This is a genomic window from Synechococcus sp. H55.11 (assembly GCF_047462475.1).
Taxonomy (GTDB): domain Bacteria; phylum Cyanobacteriota; class Cyanobacteriia; order Thermostichales; family Thermostichaceae; genus Thermostichus.
Genome location: NZ_JANSJI010000316.1, coordinates 1 through 12,714 on the forward strand (window position 1 = coordinate 1; position 12,714 = coordinate 12,714).

General features: G+C 61.6%; 13 protein-coding genes. 6 read left to right on the forward strand and 7 right to left on the reverse strand.

The genetic code is table 11. From position 1 onward, the window contains the following. Together NW853_RS12580 and NW853_RS12585 are read left to right on the forward strand one after the other, a co-directional pair. The coding region (locus tag NW853_RS12580) for a ZIP family metal transporter (protein WP_414349168.1) at positions 1–757 on the forward strand (757 nt) is incomplete at its 5' end. A gap of 47 nt (positions 758–804) precedes the next feature. Further along, positions 805–1,587 (forward strand): alpha/beta hydrolase, encoded by a 783-nt coding sequence (locus tag NW853_RS12585; protein WP_414349169.1) that lies wholly within the window; start codon positions 805–807, stop codon positions 1,585–1,587. On the opposite strand, the gene NW853_RS12590 is transcribed toward NW853_RS12585, so the two are convergent. The 4 genes from NW853_RS12590 to murC all read right to left on the reverse strand — a co-directional run bounded on the left by NW853_RS12590 (position 1,553) and on the right by murC (position 5,252). Beyond that, positions 1,553–2,332 carry a DUF3598 family protein gene (locus NW853_RS12590; RefSeq protein WP_414349170.1) on the reverse strand — a complete coding sequence of 260 codons (780 nt, stop codon included), beginning with the start codon at positions 2,330–2,332 and terminating at the stop codon, positions 1,553–1,555. The genes NW853_RS12585 and NW853_RS12590 overlap by 35 nt on opposite strands. Before the next feature lie 86 nt (positions 2,333–2,418). Continuing rightward, positions 2,419–2,673 (reverse strand): hypothetical protein, encoded by a 255-nt coding sequence (locus NW853_RS12595; protein ID WP_414335383.1) that lies wholly within the window; start codon positions 2,671–2,673, stop codon positions 2,419–2,421. A 114-nt stretch (positions 2,674–2,787) separates the two neighbouring features. Then, positions 2,788–3,726 (reverse strand): UDP-N-acetylmuramate dehydrogenase, encoded by a 939-nt coding sequence (gene murB, locus NW853_RS12600; protein WP_414335385.1) that lies wholly within the window; start codon positions 3,724–3,726, stop codon positions 2,788–2,790. Next, the gene (gene murC, locus NW853_RS12605; protein ID WP_414349171.1) at positions 3,723–5,252 is read right to left on the reverse strand and encodes a UDP-N-acetylmuramate--L-alanine ligase; all 1,530 of its coding nucleotides are present in this window, start codon (positions 5,250–5,252) and stop codon (positions 3,723–3,725) included. Before murC ends, murB begins: the two co-directional genes overlap by 4 nt. 293 nt (positions 5,253–5,545) lie before the next feature. Here murC and NW853_RS12610 point away from each other — a divergent pair, with 293 nt between their 5' ends. From NW853_RS12610 to NW853_RS12620, 3 genes are all read left to right on the forward strand, one after another. Further along, positions 5,546–6,697: an ABC exporter membrane fusion protein gene (locus NW853_RS12610; RefSeq protein ID WP_414349173.1), complete on the forward strand. Its 1,152-nt coding sequence runs from the start codon at positions 5,546–5,548 to the stop codon at positions 6,695–6,697. 10 nt (positions 6,698–6,707) lie between these two features. Continuing rightward, complete coding sequence (gene devC / locus NW853_RS12615) at positions 6,708–7,892, forward strand: ABC transporter permease DevC (protein WP_414349174.1); 1,185 nt, start codon at positions 6,708–6,710, stop codon at positions 7,890–7,892. A gap of 189 nt (positions 7,893–8,081) precedes the next feature. After that, a complete protein-coding gene (locus NW853_RS12620) occupies positions 8,082–8,819 on the forward strand; it encodes a DevA family ABC transporter ATP-binding protein (RefSeq protein ID WP_414335393.1) in 738 nt (245 codons plus the stop codon). Here the strand turns inward: NW853_RS12620 and NW853_RS12625 are convergent. Together NW853_RS12625 and NW853_RS12630 are read right to left on the reverse strand one after the other, a co-directional pair. Next, a complete protein-coding gene (locus NW853_RS12625) occupies positions 8,816–9,784 on the reverse strand; it encodes a GDP-L-fucose synthase family protein (RefSeq protein ID WP_414335395.1) in 969 nt (322 codons plus the stop codon). The two genes, NW853_RS12620 and NW853_RS12625, sit on opposite strands and share 4 nt — an antisense overlap. A gap of 101 nt (positions 9,785–9,885) precedes the next feature. Continuing rightward, positions 9,886–11,070, reverse strand: coding sequence for an NAD(P)/FAD-dependent oxidoreductase (locus NW853_RS12630; RefSeq protein ID WP_414349175.1), 1,185 nt, complete (start codon positions 11,068–11,070; stop codon positions 9,886–9,888). 212 nt (positions 11,071–11,282) lie between these two features. On the opposite strand from NW853_RS12630, the gene NW853_RS12635 reads away from it, so the two are divergent. After that, positions 11,283–12,161 (forward strand): mechanosensitive ion channel family protein, encoded by an 879-nt coding sequence (locus tag NW853_RS12635; RefSeq protein ID WP_414349176.1) that lies wholly within the window; start codon positions 11,283–11,285, stop codon positions 12,159–12,161. On the opposite strand, the gene NW853_RS12640 is transcribed toward NW853_RS12635, so the two are convergent. Next, the coding region (locus NW853_RS12640) for a class I SAM-dependent methyltransferase (protein WP_414349177.1) at positions 12,158–12,714 on the reverse strand (557 nt) is incomplete at its 5' end. The two genes, NW853_RS12635 and NW853_RS12640, sit on opposite strands and share 4 nt — an antisense overlap.

A 12,714-nucleotide genomic window follows, 5' to 3' on the forward strand; every position in this document is an offset into this window, starting at 1 on the left:
GGGATCCCTGGCCAGCTTTGTGGCCGGATTAGCAACGGGGCTGGGGGCTTTGCCGGCGCTGTTTCTCCCCTCGCTCTCGGAGAGGGTGCAAGGGATCCTGCTGGGGTTTGGGGGTGGGGTGATGTTGGCCGCCACCTCGTTTTCGCTGCTGGTGCCGGGCACCGAGGCGGCGCTGGCACTGGGATATTCCCAGTTGGGGGCGGCCGTGGTGATGGTGGCGGGCCTGTTGCTGGGGGCAATCTTCCTGGAGAGTGCCCACCAGTTTCTTCCCCACGAGCACTTCTTTAAAGGGATCGAAGGGGAGAACCGCGCCCATCTAAAGCGGATCTGGCTTTTTATCATCGCCATTGCCCTGCACAACTTCCCAGAAGGCCTGGCAGTGGGGGTGGGGTTTGCCACCGGCCAAGTCGGCGATGGGCTGGTGCTGGCACTGGGGATCGGCCTGCAGAACATGCCGGAAGGGCTGGTGGTGGCCTTGTCGCTGGCAGGCCAGGGGTACTCGCGGCTATTTGCTTTTGCCATTGCCCTGCTGACCGGGCTGGTGGAGCCCATCGGCGGCATCCTGGGAGCGACAGTGGTTTCTCTGGCGCAGTCCTTGTTGCCCTGGGGCATGGCCTTTGCCGCCGGGGCAATGTTGTTTGTGATCTCAGATGAGATCATCCCTGAGTCGCACCGGCAGGGGCTGGAGCGGGAGGGCACCTTTGGCGTTCTCAGTGGGTTTGTGGTGATGCTGCTGCTGGATATTGCTCTGGGTTAAAAAGGGATCCTGTCCTGACCTGGGTCAAGTCTTGAGGCGAGGTTTTGATGCTGAGCAACGAGCCTTTTCTGTGGCGGGGATCAAGGGATCATGCCTGCCTGCTGCTCCATGGGTTAGGGGGTGGTGTCTACGAGTTGCAGTGGCTGGCGGAGCGGCTGCTGGCAGCCGGCCTGACGGTGCAGGGGTTTAACTACCCTGGCCACGAGCGTCCAGCACCCCGCATGCCCCCTTCCCGCTGGACCGACTGGTACGGGCGGGTTTTGGAACATTACCTAGCCCTGCGGCAGGAGTACCCGCGTGTTTCGCTGTTGGGGTTTTCCACCGGCTGCCTGCTGGCGTTGCACCTGGCCTTTGCCCATCCTGTCCACAAATTGGTGCTGCTGGCGCCGTTTTTTGCCATTCGCCACCACTGGTACTATCTCTTTCGCCCAGAGCAGTACCTCAACAGCCTGGGCTGGCTCTTGGAAGATGTCCCTCGCTTCCGCCTGCCGATTCGGGATGGCGATGTCCGCGCGCTGGCAGAAAAAGTGGCCTATTTTCACAGCTTCCATCTGACGGCAGTGCGCAGCGCTCTTGAGCTTATCGAGCGGGTCAGGGGGGAAGTAGCCAGCATCCAAGTTCCCACCCTCATCCTGCAGCCGCGCCAAGATACGGTGGTGGATCCTGAACAAGCAGCGTGGCTTTATCAAGAACTGGGATCCGCCCAGAAGAGCCTGCATTGGCTGGAGCACTCCGACCACATTCTCACGTTGGACTGTGAGCGGGAGACGGTGTTTGCCCAGGTTTGCGCCTTTCTCACCCAGGATCCCGTTCCAGCCGGATCAGCGTAACCCGTTGCCAGGCGCCGCCCTCGTCGTAGTCCCGCACCAGGCGCAGCAGGTGGCGGCCTTCCGGCCCTTCCGGAAACCAGCCTAGGCTGACGGAAAAGCGGCGATCCCGATGCAGGGTGGGGATGGGCAAGGGATCCGGCCCGCCCATCCACAGCCCCCCCGGCAAGGGAGCCCGGATCCCTGTTTCCTCTTCCCCCCAAAACTGAACTTCAGTTTCGCTGGGCAGGCTATCAACTGCAGAAAAGCTCTGGGCGATCCCCCGCCATCGCCCTTGCAGGGCCAGGCCCAGTTGCGCTTTGGTAAGTGAGGGAAAGTCGGCAGCAAGATCCAGCGCTTGGCCGCGCCGCTCCAAGATGACGGTCACCCCCACCAAGCGGCCCTGGGCGTCCCACTGTTGCACCAGCCGCGCCTTGCGATCCCCCCAGAGGAAGCCCTGCTCGACGGCAAAATCGCCAAACGGCGCCAGTTGCAGCCGCCCGTTGGAAAAGGAGCCATCGGGGAAAAAGCGCAAGCCGGGCGAGAAATCCTCATAGACCCAGCTCTGGCGGCTTGCTGGGGTGGGGGATCCCTGCGGGGGATAGTAGGCATTGGTTTGGCGGATCGCACCCAAATCCAAAGCCTCAAAGGTGATGAGGCTGCGCTTTTGGCCCACGAGTTCCCAGCCGTGGGCGGTGGGTCGATACTCGCAAAACAGGCCGTGCCATTCTCCCAGGTGCAGGGCCAGACATTGTCTCTGGGTTTTCATAAAGCCATGTGACGTAAGACTGGGGAGATGGCTTCTGTCCTAAGATCCTATCCGGGATCCCGTAGCGGGCGGAGTCCTTTCAAGTTTTAGTCGTTGTGCCGGTCTGAAGTAGGATCCCAGTCCAGGTCTTCGTGGCGGTGTTCCCGTTCCCAGCGACGCACCCAATCCCAAATGCGATAGTGCTGCTCGGCGCTGAGCTGTGTGGGATCCTGAGCCAAGGCAGCCGCTTCTTCCCCGCTGAGCAAGGCAGCCAAACTGCCGATCTCCACCAAATAGCGGCGTTCTTCTGCGGTGGTGTGGGACTGATTGAGCCGTCGAATTAAACGACGTAAAGTAGCCATATCCTGACTCATAAGCCGACGCAAAATAATCAACGAGGATCCATCAAGGACTGGTGAGAACAGTGTAAGACCAGAATCATCAAATCATCAAAGAAACAAACGGAGCAGGCCAAATTAGCTCATCAAAGGATCGTCAAAAGATCCCAGGATGCGCACTTCTGGCTCCAGAAGTATCGACCATCGTTGATAAACCTTTTCTTGGGCCAAGCAAATCAGACGGTAGATGTCGTTGGCGCTGGCCTGGCCACAGTTGAGGATGAAATTGGCATGGCGCTCGGAGATCTGGGCCCCACCAATCCGGTAGCCCTTTAGACCGGTCTGCTCAATTAACCAGCCGGCAGGATAAGTTTCGGGGTTGCGAAAGACGCTGCCACAACTGGGCAGATGGTAGGGCTGAGAGCTGAGGCGCTGGTTGAGGTTGCGCTGGGTTTCCCACTGCACCTGGGCCGGATCCCGGCCTGGGAGTAACTGCAGCGTTGCCCCCGTCACCGTCCAGGGCAAGTCCTGCAGGCGAGAGCGGCGGTAGCCAAATTGCAGATCGACAGGTTCTAAGCGGCAGGGCTCCTGCTCTTCATCCAAAATCTGCACTTCCACCAACACGTCCGCCATGGCGCGTCCGTGGGCGCCGGCATTCATCACCACCGCTCCCCCCAGTGTGCCCGGGATCCCGATGGCCCATTCCAAGCCGCTCCAGCCCCGCTTGGCAGCTGCCCGCGCCAGGTTAATCAAAGGTTCTCCGGCAGCGGCCCAGATCCTCCCCCCCTCCAACAGTTGCATCCCGCGCAAACGCCGGGTGTGGATCACCAGCCCCGGCAGGCCAGCATCGCTGATGAGCAGGTTGCTGCCCGCCCCCAACAGGGTGACAGGGATCCCTTGCGCCCGCGCCCAGGCCAAACATTGCTGCAGCTCCAGATTGTTGTGCGGCTCGCAATACCACTCCGCCTTGCCGCCCACCCGGAAGCTGGTCAGAGGGGCCAACGGGATCGCCGCTTGCATCCGTCCAGAGAGTCGGGCAACGCTGGAGGTATTGGGCACGCAGGGAGCTGTAGTCATGATGCCAATACCTCAGAAGCCCCCATCTCCCCGATCCCATTCTCCGCTTGCCCCGGCAATTTCTCCCCCAAGTCTGCCAGAGGCTGTTCCCCCACCCGAGCCGCATAGGCCCGCATCGTAGCGGCTATCTGCTGATTGAGATCACCTGCGCCCAAAAAAATAGCGAGATCTCCAGGCTGCAAAACAGAGGCCAACACCTGCGGCAATTGCGGCAAAGAGGACACGTAGCGCACCTGGGGATGGTGCTCCGCCACCGCTACGGCTAACCGCAAGCTATCGGAGCCCTCAGGGGACGCTTCTCCGGCCCCATAGGTGGGCACGATCACCACCACATCTGCATTCTCGAAGCAGCGGGCAAAATCTTGGAACAAGGCGGCCAAGCGGCTGTGGCGATGAGGCTGAAACACCGCCACCACCCGCCGCTGCTGCAGATGGGCCGCCCGCAGCGTGGCGCGAACCTCGCTGGGATGGTGGGCATAGTCGTCGATAAAGGTGACCCCGCCCACCTCGCCCTTGGCTTCAAAGCGGCGCTGCACCCCCCGAAACTGGGCCAGAGCAGAGGCAATCACGGGGAACTCCAGGCCCAACTGCCGCCCGACGGCAACGGCGGCCAAAGCGTTGCTGAGGTTGTGGGATCCCAGCACCTGCAGGCGGAGCTGGCCGAGGAGGGATCCCCTCTCCCAGATCTCGGCGGAGGTAAAATCCGCGGCGCAGACGATCTCGCGCGCCTGGTACTGGGCTTGGGGATGGCCGGCCAGGCTGTAGCCAATGTCCACCGCCAGGTGGGTGGCCACGTTGGGGCAATCTAGGCAAGCCACCAGGGTTTGGCTCTGCTGCCCGTACTGCTGAAAGGCCCGGATTACCTGCTCCAGATTGGCGTAATGATCGGGGTGATCCAGCTCGATGTTGGTGATCACGCCAATCTTGGGGTAAAGCCGCACCAGGGATCCATCCGACTCATCCACCTCCGCCACCCAATATTCCCCCTGGCCCAGACGGGCGTTGCCATCCCAGGCATCCATCTCCCCACCGATAATCAAGGTGGGATCCCAGCCCGCCGCCAGCAGCATGTAGCCAATCATACTGCTAGTAGTGGTCTTGCCGTGGGTGCCCGCCACGCCGATGCTGGGGCGATGGTTAAACAAGGCGGCCAGTAAATCAGCTCGATGCCAAACCTTTAGTCCCTTGTCTAGGGCCGCTGCCAATTCCGGGTTGCTGGGGCGGATGGCGCTGGAATAGACCACCTGGGGATCCCCGGCCAAACCCTCTAGAGTGTGGCCCTGAATAAAGCGTACCCCCAAGGCTTCCAGGCGACGGGTACGGCCATTGGCGGCAATATCTGAGCCGGAAACGCGAAACCCCTGCTTGGCCAAAATGTAGGCCAGAGCCGACATCCCCACCCCACCGATGCCCACAAAGTGATAAGTGGAAAGCAGGGGATTGAAGGGATCCCGATGCGGGAGCAAAGGCTGAGAATGAACCGGCGACGGCGTGACGGGATCCCCTCCTCCAATTGTCTCCACCATCGCAACTCCACCTCACTCCTTGCCACCACACCCAAAAAATCGGCACCTGCAGAGAGGCACCAAACAGGGCAGATCATATCAGGAATTCCTACGGCTAGGTAGCTTTTGCCCCTGAGGGCTGCCGAAGGCCGACAGATCAACCCAGATTTAGGAAAAAAAACAAAAGCAAGCACCCAGGAAAAACCTGGACATCCTCAGCTCGCAAAATTTACATTTATTAAAGAATTGGCGACACAGCAACCGTTTGCACGTTTGCGGTGCCCAACTACGGAACCAAAGCGAGTGGGGAACTAATGAATCGGCGGGTGCTCTGGTGGACGGCGGGAGCTGCGCTGCTGGGCTGTGCCAGCCTAGCCTGGCTGGGCCTGAGTCGGCAGGCAGCCACTCAGTCCATCTCAGAAAATGCTGAGGCGACAGTGGAAATCCGGCTGCCCCCCCGTATTGGCGCCCTGGGGCGCCTGGAGCCGGAAGGAGAAGTGGTGCAGGTGGCCGGCCCCCCTGGGGAGCGGGTGGGCGAGATGTTGGTGGCTGAAGGGGATCGCGTGGTGGCAGGCCAAGTGCTGGCGCGACTGGAAAACTATGGCGAGCGCCTGGCGGAGCGGGAGTATGCTGCTGCCCAACTGCAAGAAGCCCGCGCCCGACTAGAGGCCGAGACCCGCTTTGGCCAAGCCCAAGTTGAAGAGGCGCGCACCCGCCTCAACCGTCTAGACGAACCGCAACAGTTGCAGATCCGATCCCAAGAGGCGGTGGTGGAGCGCCTTCGGGCGGAGCTGGCCGATGCTGAGGCCAACCTGGCTCGCTTTCAGACCCTGTGGCAGGAGGGGGCTATCTCCCAGCAGGAGCTAGACCAGAAGGCTCTGCTGGTGCGGCAACGGCAGGAGGACTTGCGGGCTGCCGAGGCCACTCTGGATCAACTGCGCCTGGCCCGCGAGCGGGATCTGCGCAACGCCCAAGCCCAGGTGCAAGCCGCTGAAGCAGGGCTGAGGCGGGCCCAAGCGCAAGTGCAACTGGGATCCCTGGCCCGCAACCTGGAGCTGGCAGAAGCCCGCCTGGAGCGCACCCTCATCCGCGCCCCCCAGGCCGGCCAGGTGCTCAAGATCCACACCCATCCTGGGGAAGTTATCGCTGCCGACAAAGGGATCCTCGAGCTGGGCAACACCGACCAGATGATGGTGGTGGCGGAGGTCTACGAAACCGACATCCTGCGGGTGCGGCCCGGACAACGGGCCACCATCAGCAACCGCGCGCTGCCAGAAACGTTGCAGGGCCGGGTCGAGCGCCTGGGCCTGCAAATCGGCAAGAAAGACGTGCTCAACACCGACCCCGCCGCCGATGTGGATGCCCGTGTGGTGGAGGTGTATATCCGCCTGGATCCGGAAAGCAGCGCCCGCGTGGCTGGCCTGACCAACCTGCAAGTGGATGTGGCCATCGAGGTCGAGGGGTAGGGGGGGAACGATGTCCGGCCTGTTCAGCGTAGCGTTTATCGGGCGCCGCATCCCGTTGGCCTGGCTGCAGTTGACGCGGGAGAAGATCCGCCTGCTGGTGGCCCTGGCGGGCATTGCCTTTGCCTGCATCCTTATGTTTATGCAGTTGGGCTTCCAAGACAGCCTGCTGGAGAGCGCCATCCGCTTCCACGTCGCCCTCAAAGGGGAGATCTTCCTGGTCAGCCCCCAGTCCAACGCCCTCATTGCCATGAACACCTTTTCCCAGCGGCGGCTGTACCAGGCACTGGGCTTTGAGGGGGTACGGGCCATCTCGCCCGTCTATGTGGGCTTTGCCCTCTGGAAAAACCCCCAGACCCGCCGCACCCGCAGCATCTTTGTGGTGGGGGTGGATCCCTCTGCCGACCTGCTGGAGTTGCCGGAGCTGACCCCCGACAAGTTGGAGGAGATCAAGAAGGCGGACGTGGTGCTCTTCGACCGCCGCTCCCGCAGCGAGTTTGGCCCCATCCCGGAATGGTTTGAGTCCGGTCGAGAGGTCTTTACCGAGGTGGGGAACCGCCGCGTCCAGGTGGGGGGTCTGTTTGAGATGGGGGCTACCTTTGGCGCCGACGGCACCATCCTCACCAGCGACCTCAACTTCCTGCGCATTTTTCCCCAGCGGGAGCGCGGCCTCGTGGATATCGGTGTGGTGCAACTGCAGCCGGGGGTGGATCCCCAGCCGTTGGTGCAGCAGATGCGGGCTTTGCTGCCGGAAGATGTGCGGGTGCTGTCGCGGGCAGAGTTTATCGATATGGAGCAAAGCTACTGGGAGGAGGGCACGGCCATCGGCTTTATTTTCGGCCTGGGGGTGGCCATGGGTTTCATCGTCGGCATTGTGATTGTCTATCAGATCCTCTATACCGATGTGTCGGATCACCTGGCGGAATATGCCACCCTTAAGGCCATGGGCTACACGGATACTTACTTGCTGGGGGTGGTGTTTCAAGAAGCTATTTTGCTGGCCGGTCTGGGATATATTCCCGCTTTTGCCCTGGCGGTTTTGCTCTACGATTTGACGGCCAATGCCACGTTGCTGCCAATTGCCATGACCTTCAGCCGGGCGGTGCTGGTGCTGCTCCTGGCGGTGAGTATGTGCTTTATCTCAGGAGCTATTGCCGTGCGGCGCCTGCGGGCAGCCGATCCCGCCGATATTTTCTAAAGTTTTGGCAAGGCGTTGCATGGGGGAGAGGAAATGGATTGTTGAATGGCTTGAACTCAACTGCCCAAAACTTCTGGGATCCTTTCAATGATCTCCGGCCAAAGGTTTCTGGATGGTTCAATCGCGGCAGTTTCCATGATGGCCCACGATAAGTTGTCAACCCAAGTTGTTTGAGATTTTGAGCTCCCTATGCTGCCTTCCCTTCTCGATCAAGCCGCCCTCGCCTCCACCCAAAATGCCGTTGAGCCGGTGGTCAAAGCCGAAGGGGTGAACCACTACTTTGGCGAGGGATCCCTGCGCAAGCAAGTGCTTTTTGACATCAACTTTGTTCTGCAGCCGGGGGAGATCGTGTTGTTGACCGGCCCCTCCGGCTCCGGCAAGACCACGCTGCTCACGCTCCTGGGGGCTTTGCGCTCGGTGCAGGAGGGCAGCTTGCGGGTGTTGGGGCAGGAGCTGCGGGGCGCCCAGCCCAACACCCTCATCCAGATCCGCCGCCAGGTGGGGTACATCTTCCAGGCCCACAACCTGCTGCGCTCCCTGACGGCAGCCCAAAATGTGCGTATGGCTCTGGAGCTGCACAACGGCCTTTCCGCCCAGGAAGCCCAAGAGCGGGCGGAAGCGATGCTGGCGGCGGTGGGTCTCGAGGATCGCGTCCACTACTACCCCGAACAACTTTCGGGTGGGCAGAAGCAGCGGGTGGCCATCGCGCGGGCCCTGGTCAGCCACCCCAAATTGGTGCTGGCGGATGAGCCGACGGCAGCCCTGGACAGCAAGTCGGGCCGCGAGGTGGTGACCCTGATGGAGAAGTTGGCGCGGGAGCAGGGCTGCACCATCCTGATGGTGACCCACGACAACCGCATCCTCGACATCGCCGACCGGGTGCTGCACATGGAGGATGGACGGCTGGAGAGCCAGGTTGTCGCCTAGCCGGCTGGCGCGTGGCGGCGGTACCAATCGATGGTGCGCTGCAGCCCCTCCCGCAGCCCCACCTTGGCCACAAAACCAATCCTCTCGCGGGCCTTGGAGATGTCCAGGCAGCGGCGCGGCTGGCCGTTGGGCTTGTCCGTTTGCCAGCGGATCTCGCCCCGAAACTCCATCAGCTCGCAGATGAGGGCAATCAGATCTCGGATGGAGATCTCCTCGCCGGTGCCCAGGTTCAGGGGCTCGGAGCTGTTGTAGAGCTGGGTGGCCAGGAGAATGCCGCGGGCGGCATCTTCGGCGTAGAAAAACTCGCGGGTGGGGCTGCCATCTCCCCACACCTCGACGTAGTTCTGGCCCCGCTGCTGCGCCTCGTGGACCTTGCGGATCAAGGCCGGGATCACGTGGGAGCTTTCCGGATCGAAGTTGTCCATGGGGCCGTAGAGGTTCACCGGCAGGAGGTAGATGCCGTTGAAGCCATATTGCTGCCGGTAGGCCTGCAGTTGCACCAGCAGGGCTTTCTTGGCGATGCCGTAGGGGGCGTTGGTCTCCTCCGGGTAGCCGTTCCAGAGATCTTCTTCCTTGAAGGGGACGGGGGTGAACTTGGGATAGGCGCAGATGGTGCCCACGCAGACAAACTTCTCCACCCCAGCTAGATAGGCGGCGTGGATGAGCTGGGATCCCATGATCAGGTTGTCGTAGAAAAGCTCCGCCGGCTTGGCCTGGTTGAGGCCGATGCCGCCCACGTGGGCCGCCAAATGGATGACGATATCTTGCCCCTGCACCACCTCTTGGCAGACTTCCCAGCGGCGCAGGTCGTGGGTGCGGGAGCGCGGGATCCGCACCTGCTCCGGCTTCACCCCCAGCACTTGCAACTGCTGCAGCACATGTTTGCCCAAAAAGCCGCTGCCCCCCGTGAGCAAGATGCGCTTTTGGCTGAGATCGATGGCACTGGGCACACTGTTGAGCATCATGTCCGACGCGGAAAATCCCCGGCTTCCATTATGCGGCAGATGGGATAGCCGTATCTCAGAGCTGTTCGGCGATGGCCATTGACAATCGACAGGCAAGGTATTCAACTCAAAACCTGGACAAACCGCCCCGGAGACAGAGCAGGGATCCATTCGTCCACTTGTCCATAAGCCTGTTGGGCGAAACGACGGGCCAGGGCTGGCACGATGGCCAAAGGGTTGCTGAAGCCGGAAAACAGTTGCAGGCCTTCCCAGCCGGGCAGGGATCCGACCAGAGGCTGGTGATCGGCGCTGAAGGCCACCAAGCAGTGGTACCACCGCCCGGGCAGGCGGGCCACCTGGGGCAGGTAGCGACCGGCCTGTTCCCGGATCTGGGCTTCGCTGGCAGCGGCATCCACCTCGGCCATGGGATCCGTCAGCACCCGGCTGATCTGGCCCAGGCGAATGCTGCCGTCCACAAATTGCAGGATCCCGACATCCAAAATCGGCGGGCAGAGCTCCTGCCCCGGCTCATCCCAAAAGGGATCCCGGTCGGGGTGGGCCGCTTGCCGCTCCAGCTCCAAACGCCGCACGGGCGCGCTCATGACGATGGTTCTCAACCGCACCTCTGCAGGCTTCAGCTCGAGGGATTCGGCGTGGGTGAAGTAGATAGGGGCCCGGATCCCGGCCTGGCGCAACAGAGCCCGCGTCCAGCCGCCGGCGCACACCACCACCTGGGCTGCGCCATAGAAGCCTGTATCGGTCTCCACGCCCGTAATGTGCTGCCCCTGTCGCCGCAGGCCCGTCACGGTTTGCAAGAGCAGGGATCCGCCCAGGCGGTGGAAAGCCTTCTGAAAAGCCAGCGTCGTCAGCCAGGGGTGAATGTGGCCATGCCGGGCCCAGAGCACACCCTCTAGGGCCGCCGGATGCAAGAGGGGCTCCAGCTCACAGGCCGTCTCTACAGAAATCCGCCGGGGTGGGATGCGACAGTCGGCCAGATCTGCTTCGACAGCTTCTAGCTGGTGGCCAGGGGCAATCGGCAGGAGCAGATCCAGCTCGCGAAAGTGAATATCCGCCTCCAGCTCCTCTGACAGGATGCGGTAGCGTTGGATCCCTTCTTCCCCCAAAGCTTTGAGCAGGGGGGTTTTCCCCGCCCAATGGGCCAGGCCACCGTAGCTGTAGCGCGTGGCACTGGGCGGCAGCGCTTCCTTCTCTATGAGGAGAACGGATCCCCCTTGACGGGCCAGCTCGTAGCTCAAGGCCGCTCCGGTGATCCCGCCGCCGATGACAATCCAGTCGTAGTTGGCCATGCTGCCCTCGTTACCCTGAACTTCATCTTGCGGCAGAGTGGCTCTGTTCAGGGTAGCAAGCGCAGCAGAACCTCAGCGGTGGCGGATACTAGCTGAGGAGGAACCCCCAGAGGGCCTCCCTGAGTCCTAATTGAGTGTTCCCGCCGCAGTTCAACGGTGTTATAGAGTGATCTGGCGTTCATCGTGGTCGATAGCGGAGCAAGGGCAAAGATATGAACGAACTACTTCAAACCATCAACCGCAGTCTTTTGGAGATGGTGGGGCGAGGCATCGAGCTGTTGCCGGGCTTCTTGATTGCTGCAGTGATCCTCTGGGCCACCCGCTATGGCGTTCGGGCCGTGCGGCGCCTGCTGGGATCCGCAGCCAATCGGTGGATCTCCAGCCCTTCTCTGCAGTTGTTGCTGGTGCAGATCGGCCAAGTGGGTGCTTGGGTGGTGGGGATCCTGGCAGCCAGCGTGGTGGCTTTCCCAGATCTGCGCTTGGGAGATCTGATCGGGCTGTTGGGGTTAGGATCGGTGGCCATCGGTTTTGCTTTTCAAGATATTTTCAAGAACTTCCTGGCGGGCGTGCTGCTGCTTTTGAACGAACCTTTTCAACTCAATGACCAGATTATCGTCGGAGATTTTGAAGGTACAGTTGAAGAAATCAGCATTCGCTCCACCCAGATTCGCACCTACCAAGGAGAACGGGTGGTGATCCCCAATGCCATCGTGTTTACCAGCCCGATCACGGTCTTAACCGATCGCCCTTTTCGCCGCACCGATCTGGAGATTGGCCTCGACTACAACACACCCCTGCCCAAAGCTCTGGAGGTATTGCGGGAAGCCGTGCAGGGAGTTGAGGGGGTGCTGGCGGAGCCCCCCTTTGAGCTGGACATCGTCGGCTTTGGCGACAGCTCTATCAACTGTGTGGTGCGCTACTGGACTCGGCCCCGCAAGGCGGAGGTGCGCCGCGTCCGCACCCAGGTGATGATCGCCCTTAAGCAGGCCTGCGACCGGGCCGGATTGGTCATCCCCTACCCGATTCGCACGGTGTACCTGTTCGACCAACAGGATTTTCAGGATCGCATCCCCACTTCCAGAGCCGCCTAGGGATAGCGGGCCAGCAGCATTTGGAACCGGCTCTCCCCCAGCAGCACCGCATTGGGGTTGGGATAGGTATCTTGAAACCAGGCTTGCAAGCGGGCGATGGCCGCCTGAAAGATCGCTTCTGGGACCGACCAGGAGCTGCTGTAACAGCGCTGGGCGTATTGCTCAAACAAGGCTTGGGCAGTGAAGGTCGTCTGCCACTCTGCCGCCGTTACCTGCTGCCCATGGGCCCCTTGAGCCCACAAAAACGCCTCCACCTGCTCGGCATTGGCCCCCACCTGTTGTGGCTCAAATCCCAGCTCCGCCAGAATTTGGGCCCATCGCAGCTCAAAGGAGTGGCGGGCACTCGTCACCCGCTCGCCGTAGCCGTAGAGATAGACCCCACTTGGCTTGAGCACGCGCCGGATCTCGGCGATTGCCTGTTGCCACTCGCGGATGAGGTGCAACACATGCACGGTGATCACCACATCGAAACAGCGATCCCCATAAGGCAACTGGGTGGCATCGGCCATCTGCAGATGCACCTGCGGCGGCATCTGGCCCAGGCTTTGTTCAA